This is a genomic window from Geosporobacter ferrireducens, assembly GCF_001750685.1.
GTDB lineage: Bacteria > Bacillota > Clostridia > Peptostreptococcales > Thermotaleaceae > Geosporobacter > Geosporobacter ferrireducens.
Genome location: NZ_CP017269.1, coordinates 3717065 through 3734606 on the forward strand (window position 1 = coordinate 3717065; position 17542 = coordinate 3734606).

The 17542-nt window shown below is 39.6% G+C and carries 33 protein-coding genes; all 33 read left to right on the forward strand.

Annotated elements, in window-relative coordinates; all coding sequences use genetic code 11:
• The first annotated feature begins 66 nt into the window (after positions 1-66).
• Positions 67-1260, forward strand: a complete 1194-nt coding sequence (gene tuf, locus Gferi_RS17385) for an elongation factor Tu (protein ID WP_069978673.1) — start codon at positions 67-69, stop codon at positions 1258-1260.
• Positions 1261-1627: 367 nt separating this feature from the next.
• On the forward strand, positions 1628-1942 hold the full coding sequence (gene rpsJ / locus Gferi_RS17390; RefSeq protein ID WP_069978703.1) for a 30S ribosomal protein S10: 315 nt from the start codon (positions 1628-1630) through the stop codon (positions 1940-1942).
• A 104-nt stretch (positions 1943-2046) separates the two neighbouring features.
• Positions 2047-2676, forward strand: a complete 630-nt coding sequence (rplC, locus tag Gferi_RS17395; RefSeq protein WP_069978705.1) for a 50S ribosomal protein L3 — start codon at positions 2047-2049, stop codon at positions 2674-2676.
• Positions 2677-2705: 29 nt separating this feature from the next.
• On the forward strand, positions 2706-3329 hold the full coding sequence (gene rplD, locus Gferi_RS17400) for a 50S ribosomal protein L4 (protein WP_069978707.1): 624 nt from the start codon (positions 2706-2708) through the stop codon (positions 3327-3329).
• Complete coding sequence (rplW, locus tag Gferi_RS17405; RefSeq protein ID WP_069978716.1) at positions 3329-3619, forward strand: 50S ribosomal protein L23; 291 nt, start codon at positions 3329-3331, stop codon at positions 3617-3619. Before rplD ends, rplW begins: the two co-directional genes overlap by 1 nt.
• A gap of 44 nt (positions 3620-3663) precedes the next feature.
• Positions 3664-4497, forward strand: coding sequence for a 50S ribosomal protein L2 (gene rplB / locus Gferi_RS17410; RefSeq protein WP_069978718.1), 834 nt, complete (start codon positions 3664-3666; stop codon positions 4495-4497).
• Positions 4498-4591: 94 nt separating this feature from the next.
• Positions 4592-4876, forward strand: a complete 285-nt coding sequence (rpsS, locus tag Gferi_RS17415) for a 30S ribosomal protein S19 (protein WP_069978720.1) — start codon at positions 4592-4594, stop codon at positions 4874-4876.
• A 25-nt stretch (positions 4877-4901) separates the two neighbouring features.
• Positions 4902-5237, forward strand: coding sequence for a 50S ribosomal protein L22 (rplV, locus tag Gferi_RS17420; RefSeq protein ID WP_069978722.1), 336 nt, complete (start codon positions 4902-4904; stop codon positions 5235-5237).
• A 15-nt stretch (positions 5238-5252) separates the two neighbouring features.
• Positions 5253-6101 carry a 30S ribosomal protein S3 gene (gene rpsC, locus Gferi_RS17425; protein WP_069978724.1) on the forward strand — a complete coding sequence of 283 codons (849 nt, stop codon included), beginning with the start codon at positions 5253-5255 and terminating at the stop codon, positions 6099-6101.
• 30 nt (positions 6102-6131) lie between these two features.
• Positions 6132-6575: a 50S ribosomal protein L16 gene (gene rplP / locus Gferi_RS17430; protein ID WP_069978726.1), complete on the forward strand. Its 444-nt coding sequence runs from the start codon at positions 6132-6134 to the stop codon at positions 6573-6575.
• Positions 6565-6768, forward strand: coding sequence for a 50S ribosomal protein L29 (gene rpmC, locus Gferi_RS17435; RefSeq protein ID WP_069978727.1), 204 nt, complete (start codon positions 6565-6567; stop codon positions 6766-6768). Before rplP ends, rpmC begins: the two co-directional genes overlap by 11 nt.
• Positions 6769-6796: 28 nt before the next feature.
• The gene (gene rpsQ / locus Gferi_RS17440) at positions 6797-7051 is read left to right on the forward strand and encodes a 30S ribosomal protein S17 (protein WP_069978730.1); all 255 of its coding nucleotides are present in this window, start codon (positions 6797-6799) and stop codon (positions 7049-7051) included.
• A 25-nt stretch (positions 7052-7076) separates the two neighbouring features.
• Positions 7077-7445 (forward strand): 50S ribosomal protein L14, encoded by a 369-nt coding sequence (gene rplN / locus Gferi_RS17445; RefSeq protein WP_069978732.1) that lies wholly within the window; start codon positions 7077-7079, stop codon positions 7443-7445.
• Positions 7446-7463: 18 nt separating this feature from the next.
• Positions 7464-7775, forward strand: a complete 312-nt coding sequence (gene rplX / locus Gferi_RS17450) for a 50S ribosomal protein L24 (protein ID WP_069978734.1) — start codon at positions 7464-7466, stop codon at positions 7773-7775.
• 28 nt (positions 7776-7803) lie between these two features.
• Entirely contained in the window at positions 7804-8346 is a 543-nt protein-coding gene (gene rplE, locus Gferi_RS17455) for a 50S ribosomal protein L5 (protein ID WP_083273616.1), read from the forward strand.
• 15 nt (positions 8347-8361) lie between these two features.
• Complete coding sequence (locus Gferi_RS17460) at positions 8362-8547, forward strand: type Z 30S ribosomal protein S14 (RefSeq protein WP_069978736.1); 186 nt, start codon at positions 8362-8364, stop codon at positions 8545-8547.
• A gap of 27 nt (positions 8548-8574) precedes the next feature.
• Complete coding sequence (gene rpsH, locus Gferi_RS17465; RefSeq protein WP_069978738.1) at positions 8575-8973, forward strand: 30S ribosomal protein S8; 399 nt, start codon at positions 8575-8577, stop codon at positions 8971-8973.
• A gap of 31 nt (positions 8974-9004) precedes the next feature.
• Positions 9005-9547: a 50S ribosomal protein L6 gene (rplF, locus tag Gferi_RS17470; protein ID WP_069978741.1), complete on the forward strand. Its 543-nt coding sequence runs from the start codon at positions 9005-9007 to the stop codon at positions 9545-9547.
• Between the two features lie 17 nt (positions 9548-9564).
• Positions 9565-9933, forward strand: a complete 369-nt coding sequence (rplR, locus tag Gferi_RS17475; RefSeq protein ID WP_083273617.1) for a 50S ribosomal protein L18 — start codon at positions 9565-9567, stop codon at positions 9931-9933.
• Positions 9934-9950: 17 nt separating this feature from the next.
• Complete coding sequence (rpsE, locus tag Gferi_RS17480) at positions 9951-10457, forward strand: 30S ribosomal protein S5 (RefSeq protein WP_069978748.1); 507 nt, start codon at positions 9951-9953, stop codon at positions 10455-10457.
• A 21-nt stretch (positions 10458-10478) separates the two neighbouring features.
• Positions 10479-10652 (forward strand): 50S ribosomal protein L30, encoded by a 174-nt coding sequence (gene rpmD, locus Gferi_RS17485; protein WP_330389698.1) that lies wholly within the window; start codon positions 10479-10481, stop codon positions 10650-10652.
• Positions 10653-10669: 17 nt separating this feature from the next.
• Complete coding sequence (gene rplO, locus Gferi_RS17490; RefSeq protein ID WP_069978752.1) at positions 10670-11110, forward strand: 50S ribosomal protein L15; 441 nt, start codon at positions 10670-10672, stop codon at positions 11108-11110.
• Position 11111: 1 nt separating this feature from the next.
• Positions 11112-12389, forward strand: coding sequence for a preprotein translocase subunit SecY (gene secY / locus Gferi_RS17495; protein WP_069978754.1), 1278 nt, complete (start codon positions 11112-11114; stop codon positions 12387-12389).
• Between the two features lie 64 nt (positions 12390-12453).
• Positions 12454-13098, forward strand: a complete 645-nt coding sequence (locus Gferi_RS17500; protein ID WP_069978756.1) for an adenylate kinase — start codon at positions 12454-12456, stop codon at positions 13096-13098.
• A gap of 4 nt (positions 13099-13102) precedes the next feature.
• The gene (map, locus tag Gferi_RS17505) at positions 13103-13849 is read left to right on the forward strand and encodes a type I methionyl aminopeptidase (protein ID WP_069978758.1); all 747 of its coding nucleotides are present in this window, start codon (positions 13103-13105) and stop codon (positions 13847-13849) included.
• A 22-nt stretch (positions 13850-13871) separates the two neighbouring features.
• The gene (locus tag Gferi_RS17510; protein WP_069978760.1) at positions 13872-14150 is read left to right on the forward strand and encodes a KOW domain-containing RNA-binding protein; all 279 of its coding nucleotides are present in this window, start codon (positions 13872-13874) and stop codon (positions 14148-14150) included.
• Positions 14151-14178: 28 nt separating this feature from the next.
• Positions 14179-14397, forward strand: a complete 219-nt coding sequence (gene infA, locus Gferi_RS17515; RefSeq protein WP_069978762.1) for a translation initiation factor IF-1 — start codon at positions 14179-14181, stop codon at positions 14395-14397.
• A gap of 16 nt (positions 14398-14413) precedes the next feature.
• Positions 14414-14527 carry a 50S ribosomal protein L36 gene (gene rpmJ / locus Gferi_RS17520; RefSeq protein ID WP_069978764.1) on the forward strand — a complete coding sequence of 38 codons (114 nt, stop codon included), beginning with the start codon at positions 14414-14416 and terminating at the stop codon, positions 14525-14527.
• Between the two features lie 198 nt (positions 14528-14725).
• Positions 14726-15097, forward strand: a complete 372-nt coding sequence (gene rpsM, locus Gferi_RS17525) for a 30S ribosomal protein S13 (RefSeq protein WP_069978766.1) — start codon at positions 14726-14728, stop codon at positions 15095-15097.
• Positions 15098-15116: 19 nt separating this feature from the next.
• On the forward strand, positions 15117-15518 hold the full coding sequence (rpsK, locus tag Gferi_RS17530; protein ID WP_069978768.1) for a 30S ribosomal protein S11: 402 nt from the start codon (positions 15117-15119) through the stop codon (positions 15516-15518).
• 24 nt (positions 15519-15542) lie between these two features.
• Positions 15543-16163 carry a 30S ribosomal protein S4 gene (rpsD, locus tag Gferi_RS17535; RefSeq protein WP_069978770.1) on the forward strand — a complete coding sequence of 207 codons (621 nt, stop codon included), beginning with the start codon at positions 15543-15545 and terminating at the stop codon, positions 16161-16163.
• Positions 16164-16227: 64 nt separating this feature from the next.
• Positions 16228-17175 (forward strand): DNA-directed RNA polymerase subunit alpha, encoded by a 948-nt coding sequence (locus Gferi_RS17540; protein WP_069978771.1) that lies wholly within the window; start codon positions 16228-16230, stop codon positions 17173-17175.
• A 23-nt stretch (positions 17176-17198) separates the two neighbouring features.
• Entirely contained in the window at positions 17199-17540 is a 342-nt protein-coding gene (gene rplQ, locus Gferi_RS17545; RefSeq protein ID WP_069978773.1) for a 50S ribosomal protein L17, read from the forward strand.
• The last annotated feature ends 2 nt before the right edge of the window (positions 17541-17542 follow it).

A 17542-nucleotide genomic window follows, 5' to 3' on the forward strand; every position in this document is an offset into this window, starting at 1 on the left:
AAAATAACACACTAAAAGCAAGGCACAGTTTCCTGCTGTGCCAACTTTCAGGAGGAGGAGAAAAAAATGGCAAAGGCTAAATTTGAGAGAAATAAGCCCCACGTTAACATTGGAACAATCGGACACGTAGACCACGGAAAGACAACATTAACAGCAGCGATCACATTAACATTAAACAAGAGATATGGATTTGGTAACGCAGTAGCATTCGACCAAATAGACAAAGCACCGGAAGAAAGAGAAAGAGGAATCACAATCTCAACAGCACACGTTGAATATGAGACACCAAATAGACACTACGCACACGTAGACTGTCCAGGACATGCTGACTATGTAAAGAACATGATTACAGGAGCAGCACAAATGGATGGAGCAATCCTAGTATGTGCAGCAACAGATGGACCGATGCCGCAAACAAGAGAGCACATCCTGCTTTCCAGACAGGTAGGGGTACCATACATTGTAGTATTCTTAAACAAGTGCGACATGGTAGATGACGAAGAGTTATTAGACTTGGTAGAAATGGAATTAAGAGAATTATTAAGCGAATATGAATTCCCGGGAGATGATACACCAATCATCAGAGGATCAGCATTACATGCATTAAATGATCCGGCAGGACCATGGGGAGACAAAATCCTTGAATTATTCGAAGCAGTAGACAGCTACATTCCAGAACCGGTAAGAGAAACAGATAAGCCGTTCCTAATGCCGGTAGAGGACGTATTCTCTATCACAGGAAGAGGAACAGTTGCAACAGGAAGAGTAGAAAGAGGCGTAGTAAAAGTACAAGACGAAGTAGAAATCGTAGGATTAACAGAAGCGCCAAGAAAAGTAGTAGTAACAGGAGTAGAGATGTTCAGAAAGTTATTGGATCAAGCACAAGCTGGAGATAACATCGGAGCATTATTAAGAGGTGTGCAAAGGGATGACATTGAAAGAGGCCAAGTATTAGCGAAGCCTGGATCAATTAAACCGCATACGAAGTTCAAAGCGGAAGTATACGTATTAAAGAAAGAAGAAGGTGGAAGACATACACCATTCTTTAACGGATACAGACCACAGTTTTATTTCAGAACAACAGACATCACAGGATCCATTGGATTACCGGAAGGAATGGAAATGTGTATGCCTGGAGACAACGTACAAATGATCATCGAATTGATCAACCCAATTGCCATCGAAGAAGGATTAAGATTTGCGATTCGTGAAGGTGGAAGAACAGTTGGTGCGGGTGTTGTTGCTTCTATCGTTGAATAATTAAAGTTTTCATTTTATGAATAGCCGGGCCATTGACCTCGGCTATTCATAAAACATTATGTGCCTTTATTGCTTATAGAAAAAAAGTTGTAGAACGCACAAAAAAGGAAAAAAGTCAATACTTGATTCGTGTTTGAAAGTGCTGTATACTATATTAGTGTGTTTGTAAGGACTGCGATGAAGTGAAAGGTTGCCAAAAAGGATTTGGGGGAAATTTTCGCGGAGAATGTCCGTTCAAGAATCGGGCGACAGAACAACTGTACAACCCAAAATTTCAAAAATAAAGTGGGAACACCCGGGAGAGTGTACAGTGATTCTAGTCGTACGTAAAAGACTGTTGCGTGCGATGAAAAGGAGGGAAATAACAATGAGTAAAGGTAAACAAAAAATCAGAATCAGATTAAAGGCATTTGATCACAAAATCTTAGATCAATCCTCAGAAAAAATTGTAGAGACTGCAAAGAGAACTGGTGCAGAGGTTTCAGGTCCGGTACCACTACCTACTGAAAAACAAATCATCACGATCCTAAGAGCAGTACACAAGTATAAGGATTCTAGAGAACAATTTGAAATGAGAACCCACAAAAGATTGATCGATATCTTAAGTCCTACACCAAAAACTGTAGATGCTTTGATGCGTTTAGATTTACCAGCAGGCGTTGATATCGAAATCAAGTTATAAGAAGGAAAATCTACTAAGATTTAGGTTGACATATAGGAATAAACCTCGCTTAGTATGATTACACAAAATGTAATCCGCTGTAAGAACATCAGGAGGTGTGAAAAATGAAAGGAATTTTAGGAAAAAAGATCGGGATGACGCAAATCTTTACAGAAGAAGGCAGAGTGATTCCGGTAACTGTTGTTGAAGCTGGCCCTATGGTTGTAACCCAAATTAAAACACAAGAAACTGACGGGTACAATGCGATTCAGGTTGGATATGACGACATTAAGTCAAAAAATGTAACAAAGCCTTTGAAAGGTCATTTTGAAAAGGCGGGTACCGAGTACAGAAGAACTTTGAGAGAATTCATCGTAGAAGATCCTGCTGCTTATAAAATCGGTCAAGAAATCAAAGTGGATATCTTCGCAGAAGGAAACAAAGTAGATGTTACAGGTATTTCTAAAGGAAAAGGTACACAAGGTACAATAAAAAGACATAATGCATCTAGAGGACCTATGACACATGGTTCTAAGAGCCATAGATTAAGCGGTTCTTTAGGAGCAGGTACGACTCCAGGAAGAGTTTTCAAAGGACAAACGATGTCTGGAAGAATGGGGAATGAACAAGTAACAGTTCAAAATCTTGAAATTGCAAAGATTGATACAGAAAGAAACCTTTTATTGATCAAAGGTGCAATTCCAGGACCAAAGAGCGGAATGCTTACAATAAAACAAACAGTTAAGGCTGAATAATAAACTGGCTACAGAAGGGAGGAACTCAAATGCCAAAGGTTGCTTTATTAAATATTACAGGACAACAGGTGGGAGAAATCGAATTAAACGACAATATTTTCGGTGTTGAAATTAATCAATATGTACTTCACGATGTTGTGAAGAATTACCTGGCAAACCAAAGACAAGGTACTCAGTCTGCTAAGACAAGAGCAGAAGTAAGAGGCGGCGGCAGAAAACCATGGAGACAAAAAGGAACTGGTAGAGCGCGCCAAGGAAGCATCAGATCTCCGCAATGGGTTGGTGGTGGCGTTGTATTTGCGCCGAAACCAAGAGATTATAGATATTCATTACCTAAGAAAGTAAAGAGACTTGCAATGAAGTCTGCTTTAAGTGCAAAAGTTCAAGATAATAGCATTATTGTATTAGATGCTTTAGAAATGAATGCGCCAAAGACGAAGGAAATGGCAAATGTGCTAAAAAACCTTAACGTAGAAAAGAAAGCACTTATCGTAATGGATGAGAAGAATGAAAACGTAGTTAAGTCAGCGAACAATATACCAGGCATTACAACAACCCTTGTGTCAACTCTAAATGTATATGACATCTTAAAACATGATCAATTTATCATTACGAAGGATGCGGTACACAAGGTAGAGGAGGTGTACGCATAATGATGACACCATATGATATCATCAAACGACCAGTTGTCTCAGAACGAAGCATGGACGATATGGCAGATAAGAAATACACTTTCGAAGTAGACAAGAGAGCAAACAAAACAGAGATTAAGAAAGCCATCGAAAAAATCTTTGGCGTGAAGGTAGAACAAGTGAATACCCAAAACGTAACAGGTAAATACAAGAGAATGGGTGCGCATGTTGGAAAGAGACCTGATTGGAAGAAAGCTATTGTAACATTAACGGCAGATAGCAAAGAAATCGAGTTCTTCGAAGGCATGTAAGATAGACTAGGAAGCATGTAAGTCAAAGAAGGAGGGAAAACACGATGGGAATCAAGAAGTTTAAACCGACCTCTCCAGCAGTCCGACAAATGACAGTTTCAACATTTGAAGAAATCACCAAAAAGGATCCTGAAAAATCTTTATTAGTGAGCTTAAAGAAGAATGCTGGAAGGAATGCACAAGGAAAAATCACGATTCGTCACAGAGGCGGCGGACAAAAAAGAAAATATAGATTAATCGACTTTAAAAGAGATAAAGATAATGTACCAGCAAAGGTAACGGCCATCGAGTATGATCCAAACAGAACGGCAAATATTGCATTGTTAACTTATGCGGATGGTGAAAAAAGATACATTATCGCACCGAATAAATTGAATGTTGGAGATACAGTAATCTCTGGCGAAGGTTCAGATATTAAAGTAGGAAATGCGCTACAATTGAGACACATACCTGTAGGTACAGTCATTCACAACATCGAGTTAAAACCTGGAAAAGGTGGCCAGTTAGCAAGATCTGCAGGAAACTCTGCACAGCTAATGGCGAAAGAAGACAAATACGCACAGGTTAGACTACCATCCGGTGAAGTGCGTTTAGTAAGCATTAATTGCAAGGCAACCATCGGTCAAGTTGGAAACCTTGATCATGAAAATATCACAATCGGTAAGGCTGGAAGAAAGAGACACATGGGTATCAGACCGACTGTTAGAGGTTCTGTAATGAACCCGAACGATCACCCGCACGGTGGTGGAGAAGGAAGATCTCCTGTGGGAAGACCTTCGCCGGTTACGCCATGGGGTAAACCAGCTCTTGGCTATAAGACAAGAAAGAAAAACAAAGCATCTGATAAGTTTATTGTTAAGAGAAGAAATCAGAAGTAATAGAGATATGGAGGTCATGGATATGGTTAAGACCTTGGCCTCGTAGTTCTCAATGTCTAGCAGAGAAAGATGCCGAAGGGAGGATATAAGCGGTATGAGTAGATCTTTAAAGAAAGGGCCTTACGTTGAGCCTAAGCTTTTACAGAGAATAGAAGAAATGAACGAAAAAAATGAAAAGAAAGTATTAAAGTCATGGTCCCGTGCGTCCACAATATTTCCACAAATGATCGGACATACAATTGCTGTTCATGATGGAAAAAAACACGTTCCTGTTTATGTAACGGAAGATATGGTTGGCCACAAGCTTGGTGAATTTGCACCGACAAGAAACTATAGAGGCCATGCGGATACAGAAAAGTCATCAAGAGTGAAGAAGTAGATTCTTACGGAAGGAGGTTACTGAAGTGGAAGCAAAAGCAATTGCGAAATATGTACGCATATCTCCAAGAAAATTTAAACCAATTTGTGATATGGTTAGAGGAAAAAATGTCGATGAGGCATTGGCAATATTAAAGTTTACTCCAAGAGCGGGTTCGCCTGTACTAATCAAGGTAATCGAATCAGCAAAGGCAAATGCTGAAAATAACCACGAAATGGATACTGACAAATTATTTGTAGCAGATATCTATGCAAACCAAGGACCTACATTAAAGAGATTTAGAGCAGCGTCAATGGGCCGGGGTGTAAAAATCTTAAAAAGAACGAGTCATGTAGGAGTTGTTCTAAAAGAAAGAGCGTAAGAAGGAGGGAAATGTATGGGTCAAAAAGTTAATCCACACGGCTTAAGGGTTGGAATCATTAAAGATTGGGATTCGAAGTGGTATGCAAAAAAAGGTGACTTTGCAGACCTTTTAATAGAAGATCATAAGATTCGTAAATTCTTAAAGAATAAACTATATACATCAGGTATTGCAAGAATTACCATTGAGAGAGCAGCAAACAACAAGGTAAAGGTGAATATCTTTACTGCGAAACCTGGTATGGTAATTGGTAAGGGCGGACAAGGTGTAGATGTTCTTAAGAATGAATTAGAGAAATTAACAGGCAAAGGTGTGCTTGTGAATATTACTGAAATCAAGGTTGCAGAAATGGAAGCGACACTGGTTGCAGAAAATGTAGCATTCTCTCTAGAACGAAGAGTATCTTTTAGAAGAGCGATGAAGCAAGCAATCCAAAGAACAATGCGTGCTGGTGCAAAAGGAATTAAGATTGCAGTTTCTGGAAGACTAGGCGGCGCTGAAATGGCAAGAGATGAGAAATACAGTGAGGGCAATGTACCTCTGCATACACTTAGAGCGGATATTGACTATGGATTTGCAGAAGCAAATACAACTTATGGTAAGATTGGCGTAAAGGTTTGGATTTACAAGGGCGAAATTCTTCCAGAAGCGAGTGACGCAGTAAAAGAACTAAGAAGAGCTTTAAGAGCACAAGCACCTGAAGCCAAGCCAGCGAGAGAAAATCGAGGACCAAGAGACAACAATCGGGGACCAAGAGACAATAACTATCGTGGAAATAGAGACAATAACTACCGCGGAAACAGAGATAATCAAAACCGTGATAGCAGACCTACCACAAGAGAAAGATCTAACGAAGAAAAGTAGTACTTGACGAAGGGAAGGAGGAAACAGACGATGTTAATGCCGAAAAGAGTAAAACGTCGTAGAGTGCATAGAGGCAGAATGAAAGGTACCGCACAGAGAGGTAACACAATCAGCTATGGTGAATTTGGCTTAATGGCGATGGAGCCTGCTTGGATTACCTCAAACCAAATTGAAGCTGCCAGGATTGCAATGACGAGATATATCAAAAGAGGGGGAAAAGTTTGGATAAAAATATTCCCTCATAAGCCGGTTACACAAAAGCCTGCTGAAACACGTATGGGTGCCGGAAAAGGGTCACCTGAGTATTGGGTAGCAGTAGTGAAACCAGGCAGAGTGATGTTTGAGCTTGCAGGCGTTCCGGAAGAGAAGGCTAGAGAAGCGATGAGACTTGCTATGCACAAGCTACCCATCAAATGTAAATTTGTAACACGTCAAGAGATGGGAGAAAAGGGTGGTGAAGCTAATGAAAGCTAATAAGCTTCAAGATATGACTGTTCAAGAGTTAAATAATAAGTTAGCGGAACTAAAGGGTGAACTTTTCAATTTGAGATTCCAATTAGCTACTGGCCAATTAGATAATCCAATGAGAGTAAAGTTTGTAAGAAAAGACATTGCACGTATTCAGACCATCCTTAGAGAAAAAGAATTAAAACAAGTGAATGCATAAAAAAAGATGCAGGAAGGAGGCTTCACTCGTGGAAAGAGCAAGAAGAAAAACCAGAGTAGGTCGTGTTGTAAGCGATAAAATGGAAAAGACAATCGTAGTGGCTGTAGAAGATTTCGTGCGTCATCCGCTGTACGGAAAAGCGGTAAAAAGAACGAAAAAATTCAAAGCACACGATGAAAATAATGAGTGTAGAATCGGGGACAAGGTAAGAATAATGGAAACAAGACCCCTAAGCAAGGATAAAAGATGGAGACTCGTACGAATCGTTGAAAAAGCGAAGTAATGTATAACTGGAAGGAGGTATTACCATGATTCAACAGGAATCACGCCTAAGAGTTGCTGATAATTCAGGTGCGAAAGAATTACTGTGTATCCGTGTACTAGGCGGATCAAAAAGAAGATATGCCAACATTGGTGATATAATCGTTTGTTCAGTTAAAGAGGCAACACCTGGCGGAGTTGTAAAGAGAGGTCAGGTTGTGAAGGCAGTTGTGGTAAGAAGTAAGCATGGCGCAAGACGTATTGATGGAAGCTACATCAAGTTTGATGAAAATGCAGCGGTAATCATAAAAGAAGATAAAAACCCGGTTGGAACTCGTATTTTCGGACCTGTAGCAAGAGAACTGCGAGAAAGAGATTTTATGAAAATCGTTTCGCTTGCACCAGAAGTACTATAGTTCGAGGAGGTGTAATGAATGCACGTTAAAAAAGGTGATACAGTAGTTGTTATTTCAGGTAAAGATAAGGGTAAAAAAGGCAAAGTGCTTCAAGCAATGCCTAAAGAAAATAGAGTAATCGTTGAAGGCGTAAATATGGTTACAAAGCATCAAAAACCAAGCGCAAAGGTTCAACAGGGCGGAATTATTCATCAAGAAGGACCAGTGCATGCTTCTAATGTAATGCTTTGGGATGCAAAAGCAAAAGCGCCTACAAGAGTAGGTTACAAAGTATTAGAGAATGGAACAAAGGTTAGAGTTTCTAAAAAGAGTGGCGAAACCATCGAATAATATTTAGGCTTGAAGGGAGGTTTAAGCGGTGACAGCTAGACTAAAAGAACGATATATAAATGAAGTAGCAAAAACGCTGATGGAAAAGTTTAATTATGAAAGCGTAATGGAAATACCAAAAGTAGAAAAGATCGTTATCAACATGGGTCTTGGCGATGCAAAAGACAATACAAAATTATTGGAAGTAGCAGTTCAGGAATTAGGAATTATTGCCGGACAAAAGCCAATAATAACGAAAGCCAAAAAATCCGTAGCGAACTTTAAAGTGCGTGCAGGCATGCCGGTAGGTGCTAAGGTTACCCTCAGAGGCGAAAAAATGTACGAATTTGCAGATAGATTGTTTAATGTTTCACTGCCAAGGGTTAGGGACTTCAGAGGTGTAGACCCGAACTCCTTCGACGGCAGAGGAAATTATGCATTAGGTATCAAAGAGCAATTAATATTCCCTGAGATCGAGTACGATAAAGTAGAAAAAATTCGTGGAATGGACATCATCTTTGTAACAACTGCAAAGACAGACGAAGAAGCCCGTGAACTGCTAAGACTGTTGGGGATGCCATTTGCCAGATAGTGAGGAGGGAAAATAGTGGCTAAAAAAGCAATGATCAATAAGCAACAAAAAACACAAAAATTCTCTACAAGAGAATACAATAGATGTCGCATTTGCGGAAGACCACATGCTTATTTAAGAAAATTCGGAGTATGCCGTATTTGTTTTAGAGAATTAGCCTATAAAGGTCAAATACCAGGAGTTAAAAAGGCAAGCTGGTAGAAATAAAGGGAAGGAGGTATTTATACCATGACGATGACAGATCCAATTGCAGATATGATTACACGTGTAAGAAATGCAAATACTGTGAAGCATGAAACAGTTGATATTCCTGCTTCTAACATGAAGAAGTCGATTGCGGAGATATTACTCAATGAAGGATTTATTAAGGGATATGATGTAATCGAGGACGGAAAGCAAGGAATCATCAGAATACAGTTAAAATACGGAAAGAACAGTGAGAAGGTAATTAGTGGTTTAAAAAGAATCTCTAAGCCTGGCTTACGAGTTTATGCAAGGAAAGATGAAATACCAAAGGTACTAGGCGGATTAGGTATAGCAATCCTCTCAACTTCAAACGGAATTGTGACCGATAAGGACGCAAGAAAATTAGGTGTTGGTGGAGAAGTTATCTGCTACGTATGGTAATAGATCATTTTAGGGCATAGGAGGTGCAGCAATGTCAAGAATAGGTAAGCAGCCAATCACTATACCTCAAGGAGCTGAGGTAAAGATTGACGAAAAAAACCTTGTTACCGTAAAAGGACCAAAGGGACAATTACAACAACAAATTAGCAAAGATATTAAACTTACCATTGAAGAGAATACCCTTTTAGTAGAAAGACCGACAAACAACAAAGTACACAGATCCCTACACGGATTAAGTCGTTCTTTGATTAATAATATGGTTGAAGGTGTTACAAAAGGATTCGAGAAGAAACTGCAAATCGTTGGGGTTGGATACCGTGCAGCGAAGTCAGGAAATAAATTGACTTTATCCTTAGGATATTCTCATCCAGTAGAGATGATCGATCCAGATGGAATCACAACAGAAGTTCCAACACAAACAGAGATCCTTGTAAAGGGAATCGACAAGCAGCAAGTAGGAAATTACGCTGCAAAGATCAGAGAGTGGAGAGAGCCGGAGCCATATAAGGGCAAAGGTATTCGATATTCTGACGAAGTGGTTCGTCGTAAGGAAGGAAAAACAGGTAAGAAGTAGGAAAGGAGTGAATTAAGGTGATTAAGAAGGAGAGCAAGAATTCAAAACGAAAAGTTAGACACGTCAGAGTACGCAGAAAAGTGCTCGGAACTCCTGAACGTCCAAGACTAAGTATATATAAAAGTTTAAGCAACATGTATGCTCAAATCATTGATGATACGACAGGTTCAACTCTCGTTTCTGCTTCAACTTTAGATAAAGATTTAAAAGGAAAAGTAGAGCGCGCAGGAAACAAAGAGGCTGCAAAACTTGTTGGAGAGATGGTAGCAAAGCGTGCATTAGATAAAGGAATCGACAAGGTTGTCTTTGATAGAGGCGGATATATCTATCACGGAAGAGTGAAGGAACTGGCAGAAGGTGCAAGAGAAGCTGGTTTACAATTCTAACAGAAGGAGGGAAATGAATGCGACGTCAACTTATTGATGCCAGTAAACTGGATTTAAAAGAAACGGTTGTAAATATAGGACGTGTAACAAAAGTTGTAAAAGGTGGTAGAACATTCCGATTCAGTGCACTTGTTGTAGTAGGAGACGAAAACGGATATGTGGGAATTGGTACAGGTAAAGCAATGGAAATTCCTGATGCGATTCGAAAAGGAATTCAAGATGCGAAGAAGAACTTAATCTACGTACCAAGAGTTGGAACAACGATCCCGCATCCGATCGAAGGACATTTTGGAGCAGGTAGAGTACTGATCATGCCAGCTGCTGAAGGTACAGGAGTTATTGCTGGCGGACCTGTACGTGCAGTACTTGAATTGGCAGGCGTTAAAGATGTAAGAGCAAAATCATTAGGAACAAATAACTCGCGAAATATGGTGAATGCTACGATTGAAGGCTTAAGGCAGCTAAAGACGATAGAAGAAGTTGCCAGGTTAAGAGGGAAATCCGTAGAGGAACTATTAGGTTAGGGGGGAAAAGCCTTGGCTAATATGTTAAAAGTAACATTGATAAGAAGTACAATTGGCGTGAAGCCTCAACATAAAAAAACGGTAGAAGCATTAGGATTAAAAAAGATTAATCAATTTGTTGAGCAACCGGATAATCCTCAAACTAGAGGAATGATCCATCAAGTAAGACATCTTGTATCTGTAGAAGAAATTTAGTTTAAGGAGGTGGAACCATGAAACTACACGAGTTAAGACCTGCTGAAGGTTCAACGAAAGACAGAAAAAGACGCGGTAGAGGTACAGCCTCCGGGCAAGGTAAGACAGGCGGCCGTGGAGAAAAAGGACAAAAAGCAAGAAGCGGCGGCGGTGTTAGACCGGGATTCGAAGGCGGACAGATGCCTCTCTATAGAAGATTACCAAAAAGAGGTTTCAATAACCCATTCAAAAAGGTGTGGACGATCATCAATCTTGACGAATTAAACAGATTTGAAGATGGAACGGTTGTAACACCGGAACTTCTTTTAGAGAACGGAATCATTAAAAAAGTAGTGGATGGTGTGAAGATCCTAGGAGACGGCCAACTAGAGAAGAAAATAACTGTTCAAGCTCATAAATTCAGCCAGACAGCTGTGGAGAAGATTCAAGCTGCTGGAGGAAAGGCAGAGGTGATCTAAGTTGTTTACAACCCTAAAAAATGCTTGGAAAATTCCTGATTTAAGAAAGAGAATGCTATACACCCTCATGATGATGATCATCTTCAGATTGGGATCAACAATCCCGGTACCTGGAATGAACCGGGCTGCTCTTTCCCAACTGTTTAATCAGGCCGAAAGCGGACTCTTCGGGTTATTTAACCTGATTTCCGGTGGTGCCTTTGGAAACTTTACAATTTTCGCACTTAGTATCTCTCCATATATTACTGCTTCCATTATTCTTCAGCTGTTAACCATTGCAATTCCAAGTTTGGAAGCGATGGCAAAAGAAGGCGAAGAGGGAAGAAAGAAGATTGCCCAGTATACAAGATATGGAACGGTTGTGTTGGCGTTAATCCAAGCTACCGGCGTAAGTGTGGGGTTGTTTAACCAGGCGTTGATATCAACGGATTTTGTGACGGTCAGCGTGGTGGTTATTACACTAACAGCAGGAACAGCGTTTTTGATGTGGTTGGGCGAGCAGATCACCGAAAAGGGTATCGGAAACGGTATATCCCTAATTATCTTTGCAGGTATTGTTTCTAGAATGCCTATAGGCGTTGCACAAACATATCAAAAATTTAGAATTGGAGAAGTATCCATCTTCTCAATTATTACTTTTGTTGTTTTATCGATTTTAATCATTGCTGGAGTTGTTGCTATTCAACAGGGAACAAGAAAAATTCCAGTACAGTATGCAAAGAGAGTAGTAGGAAGAAAAATGTATGGCGGGCACAGCACACACATTCCTTTAAAGGTAAATCAAGCGGGAGTTATTCCAATCATCTTTGCGATATCACTGCTGCAGTTCCCATTAACCATTACCTACTTCTTCCGTGGAGGCGGATTCTCAACTTTTGTTGAGAGATATTTATCGCCGGGAGGTAATCCGGGAATCTGGATCTACTCTATTTTAGAAGTACTACTGATTATATTCTTTACTTACTTTTACACAGCCATTACTTTCAACCCAGTAGAAGTATCTGAGAATATGAAAAAGCATGGTGGTTTTATTCCTGGTATCAGACCTGGTAAGCCTACAACTGATTATTTAAACAAAGTGTTAACAAGAATTACCTTGGCAGGAGCAGTGTTCCTTGCTTTCATCGCAGTGCTTCCAACGCTGATTCTTAAATTTACGAGTATCAATTTATTGTTCGGAGGAACTAGTATCCTGATTGCTGTTTCAGTAGCATTAGAGACAATGAAGCAGGTAGAAGCGCAAATGCTGATGAGACATTATCAAGGATTCTTAAAATAGATAGGATGATCATGGGGATTTTTCCCCATGACCTACACCGAATAAATAACCAGGAGATGGTATCATGAGAGTAATATTATTAGGACCTCCAGGAGCAGGTAAAGGTACACAAGCTGCTGGAATTATTGATAGATATCACATTCCACATATTTCTACTGGAGATATTTTCAGAAAGAATATCAAAGAAGGTACGGAATTGGGAAAAAAGGCAAAAGAATATATGGATCAGGGTTTGCTTGTACCTGATGATCTAGTAGTAGCAATCGTTGAAGACCGCTTAAAAGAAGAAGACTGCAAGAACGGATTTTTGTTGGATGGATTTCCAAGAACTGTTTACCAGGCTGAAGCATTGGATAAAGTGCTGGATAAAATGAACAGTGTATTGGATAAGGTAATCAATGTAAATGTAGATAAGGAAATCTTGATTGAAAGAGCTGTAGGGCGTAGGATTTGTAAAGACTGCGGCGCAACCTATCATATCCAGTTTAATCCTCCTGCAAAGGCCGACATTTGTGATAAATGCGGAAGCACACTCTATCAAAGAGCGGATGATAACGAAGAAACCGTAACAAAAAGGATCGAAGTATATCTGAACGAGACACAACCACTGATTGACTATTATAAAGGAAAAGGAACGCTGGTTACGATCGATGGCCAACAGCCTATTGATAAAGTGTTTCAAGAGATCATAGCGGCTTTGGGAGCGTAGTACCATGATTATACTAAAATCCAGTAAAGAAATTGTATATATGCGGGAAGCAGGCAAGATTGTTGCCTATGTCCATGAAGTGCTTCGAGATGCGATCAAACCAGGTATTACCACGGGGGAGCTTGATGAAATAGCTGAACGTGAAATACGAAAATATGATGCAGAGCCAGCATTTAAAGGATATAACGGGTTTCCCGGAAGTATTTGTGCCTCCATTAATGAAGAGGTTGTACATGGAATCCCTGGATTAAAAATGTTAAAAGATGGCGATATTATAAGTGTAGATATCGGGGCGATTTATAATGGCTATTATGGAGATGCTGCAAAAACACACCCAGTAGGAAAAGTGAGTGAAGAAGCAGAGCGACTGATTCAGGTGACAAGACAAAGCTTTTATGAAGGCTTGCAGTTTTGTCGGGAGGGATATCGGCTTTCCGATGTATCCCATGCGATACAGTCTTATGTAGAAAACCACGGCTTTTCAGTTGTCCGGGATTTTGTAGGGCACGGGATTGGCAAGAATATGCATGAAGACCCTCAGATACCGAATTACGGTCTTCCAGGAAAAGGCCCCCGTTTGGCTGAAGGTATGATCTTGGCCATAGAACCCATGGTGAATGCAGGTACTTATCATGTTAGAACGTTGACAGATAATTGGACCGTTGTTACAGCAGACGGTAAGATGTCAGCCCATTATGAGCATACGGTAGCGATCACGAAGGATGAGCCGATCCTATTAACAGTCCTCTAACAACTTAAAAGAGGTGAAAAACATGGATACTACACTTGAAATCGTTGTGGGTCAAGTGGTGAAGTCAAAGGCAGGAAGAGATAAGGATCAAAATTTTATTGTCATAGATATTGTTGATGAGCAATACGTCCTCGTTGCCGATGGAGATCTAAGAAAGCTAGATAAGCCTAAAAAGAAGAAAATTCGGCATCTGGCAAAATATAATATCATCTGTGAAGAAGTGAAGAATCGATTGAAAAGTGGTGAAAAAATCACCAATTTACTTCTAAGGCGAGAACTGGAAAAACTGGGACTGGGATAGTCACAGGAATAGGAGGTTTGATTTCCTAATGGCGAAAAGCGATGTCATAGAGGTTCAAGGAACTGTTGTTGAAGCTCTACCAAATGCCATGTTTAAAGTAAAGTTGGAAAACGGACATGAAATATTAGGACATATTTCCGGTAAGCTAAGAATGAATTTTATTAGAATATTACCAGGTGATAAAGTTACACTTGAATTATCACCCTATGATTTGACTAGAGGTAGAATAACCTGGCGTGGTAAGTGATTAAGGAGGGATAACAGTGAAGGTTCGACCATCAGTTAAACCTATTTGCGAAAAATGCAAAATCATTAAAAGAAAAGGCAGAGTCATGATTATCTGCGAAAATCCGAAACATAAGCAAAAACAAGGTTAAACTAGCTGAATTTAATAAAAAGCTAGTATTTCCTGCTGTAATTTAGTATAATTATAAGTTGTGGCATTATTAGTATTTAAGTGCGGCTGAATTTGACTACTAAATGTAGTCGAATTACTTAATGCTAAATTTATAGATTTTAAAATTTACAATAACCATGATAGTAAATAAGTACAGATTTGGGAGGTGCAAAGTAGAATGGCAAGAATTTCAGGCGTTGACTTACCAAGAGAGAAAAGAGTAGAAATCGGATTGACATATATCTTTGGTATTGGCAGAAAAACTTCTAACAGTATTTTAGCAAAAGCAGGTGTAAATCCTGATACAAGAGTTAGAGATCTTACAGAAGATGAAGTAGGTAGACTAAGACAAATTATCGATAGTGATCATAAAGTAGAAGGAGATTTACGACGTGATATCTCTTTAAACATTAAACGTTTAAAGGAGATCGGATGCTACAGAGGAATCCGTCATAGAAGAAATCTTCCGGTTAGAGGTCAGAGAACGAAGACGAATGCAAGAACAAGAAAAGGTCCAAGAAAAACTGTTGGACGTAAAAAGAAGAAATAGTTAAAGGAGGTTAGAATCGATGGTAGCCAAAAAGGCAGCGAAAAAAGTTCGTAAAAGAAGACGGGAACGTAAAAATATCGAACGTGGTCAAGCGCATATTCAATCAACATTTAATAATACAATTGTTACCTTAACGGATTTGCAAGGAAATGCAATTTCCTGGGCAAGTGCGGGCGGATTAGGATTTAAAGGCTCAAGAAAATCTACTCCTTTTGCAGCACAAATGGCTGCAGAGACTGCTGCAAGATCAGCAATGGAGCACGGTTTGAAAACAATCGAGGTATATGTAAAGGGACCTGGTTCCGGAAGAGAAGCAGCAATCAGATCCTTACAAGCAGCAGGATTAGAAATTAATTTAATTAAAGACGTTACGCCTGTACCTCATAATGGATGCAGACCGCCAAAACGTAGAAGAGTATAATTAGGATTAGGAGGTGTAGAAATAATGGCAAGATATACGGGACCATCTTGTAGACTATGTCGAAGAGAAGGACAAAAACTGTATTTAAAAGGCGAAAGATGCTATACAGATAAATGTGCAATCGCAAGAAGAGGCTATGCACCGGGACAACACGGGCAAGGAAGAAAAAAATTGTCTAACTACGGTTTACAGCTTCGTGAAAAGCAAAAAGCAAAGAGATTTTATGGCTTATTAGAAACACCATTTAGAGCATACTTCGAGAAGGCGGAGAAGATGCCTGGAATCACTGGTGAAAACTTATTAAGAATTCTTGAAACAAGACTTGATAATGTAGTATATAGAATGGGTTTTGCATCTTCTAGAAAAGAAGCAAGACAGTTAGTAAGACATGGTCACTTTACAGTAAATGGTAAGAAGGTTGATATTCCATCATTCTTAGTATCTGTAGGTGATGTAATTAAGGTAAAAGAAAAGAGCTTTAGTTCTGCGAAGTTCAAAGAATTAGCAGAAGCTGCAGCGAATGTACCAAACTGGGTACAAGTAAGCTTTGAAAACTTAGAGGGAAAAGTAGTTGCGCTACCTACTAGAGAAGATATAGACATTCCAATTGCGGAACACTTAATCGTAGAGTTGTATTCAAGATAATAATATATAGAATCAGTTACCCTCATATTGTATAGAGATAAAATTGATAAGGAGGGTCAAAAATATGATTGAAATCGAAAAGCCTAAGATAGAATGTGTAGATTTAAATGCTGAGAATACCTATGGAAAGTTTGTGGTAGAACCCCTGGAAAGAGGATATGGTACGACATTGGGAAACAGCTTGCGGAGAATTTTACTTTCTTCTCTTCCTGGTGTTGCAGTTACCTCTGTTAAAATAGAGGGAGTACTCCACGAATTTTCAACAGTACCCGGTGTTAAAGAAGATGTATCAGAAATCATCTTAAATCTAAAATCACTGGCAGCGAAAATGTACTCCGATGGACCTAAAATTGTTAGAGTTGATGCACAGGGTCCGGGAATCGTTACTGCAGGAGATATCATCTCCGATGCAGACGTAGAAATATTAAATCCAGATCTTCATATTGCAACTCTTGAAGACGATGCGAAATTGCTTATGGAAATTTCTTTAGCAAAGGGCCGGGGATATGTTCCGTCAGAAAATAATAAAAACGACAACATGCCGATCGGTGTTATTCCTGTAGATTCTATCTATACACCCGTAAGAAAAGTAAGCTATAGTGTAGAAAATACAAGAGTTGGGCAAGTTACTGACTATGACAAGCTAACATTGGAAATATGGACGGATGGGAGCATTAAGCCTGATGAGGCAGCTTCTTTGGGTGCCAAAATTATGAATGAACATTTAAACCTGTTCATTACCTTAACAGACCACATTGATAATGTAGAAATCATGGTTGAAAAAGAAGAGGATAAAAAAGAAAAAGTTTTAGAGATGACGATCGAAGAATTGGAGTTGTCCGTAAGATCCTACAATTGCCTGAAGCGTGCCGGTATCAATACGGTAGAGGAACTTACAGAAAAATCCGAGGAAGATATGATGAAGGTTCGAAATCTGGGTAAAAAATCCCTTGAAGAAGTACAGCAAAAACTTGCTGAACTTGGATTAGGCTTAAGACCTAGTGAAGACTAATTGGGTTTAAAGGAGGGAAAGACATGGCAGGACATCGTAAATTAGGCCGTACAACAGACCACAGAATGGCAATGTTGAGAAACCTTGTTACAAGTTTGTTGAGAGAGGGTCGTATTGAGACGACTGTAACAAGAGCAAAAGAAACCCGTAAGCTTGCAGAAAAGATGATTAGCCTTGCAAAAAGAGGCGACCTTCATGCAAGACGTCAGGTAATGGCCTTTGTATATGACGAAACAACTGTAAAGAAGCTGTTTGATGATGTAGCACCTAAGTATGCTGAAAGAAACGGTGGATATACAAGAATTATGAAGCTGGGGCCTCGTAGAGGGGACGCAGCGGAAATGGTTATATTAGAATTGGTTTAATA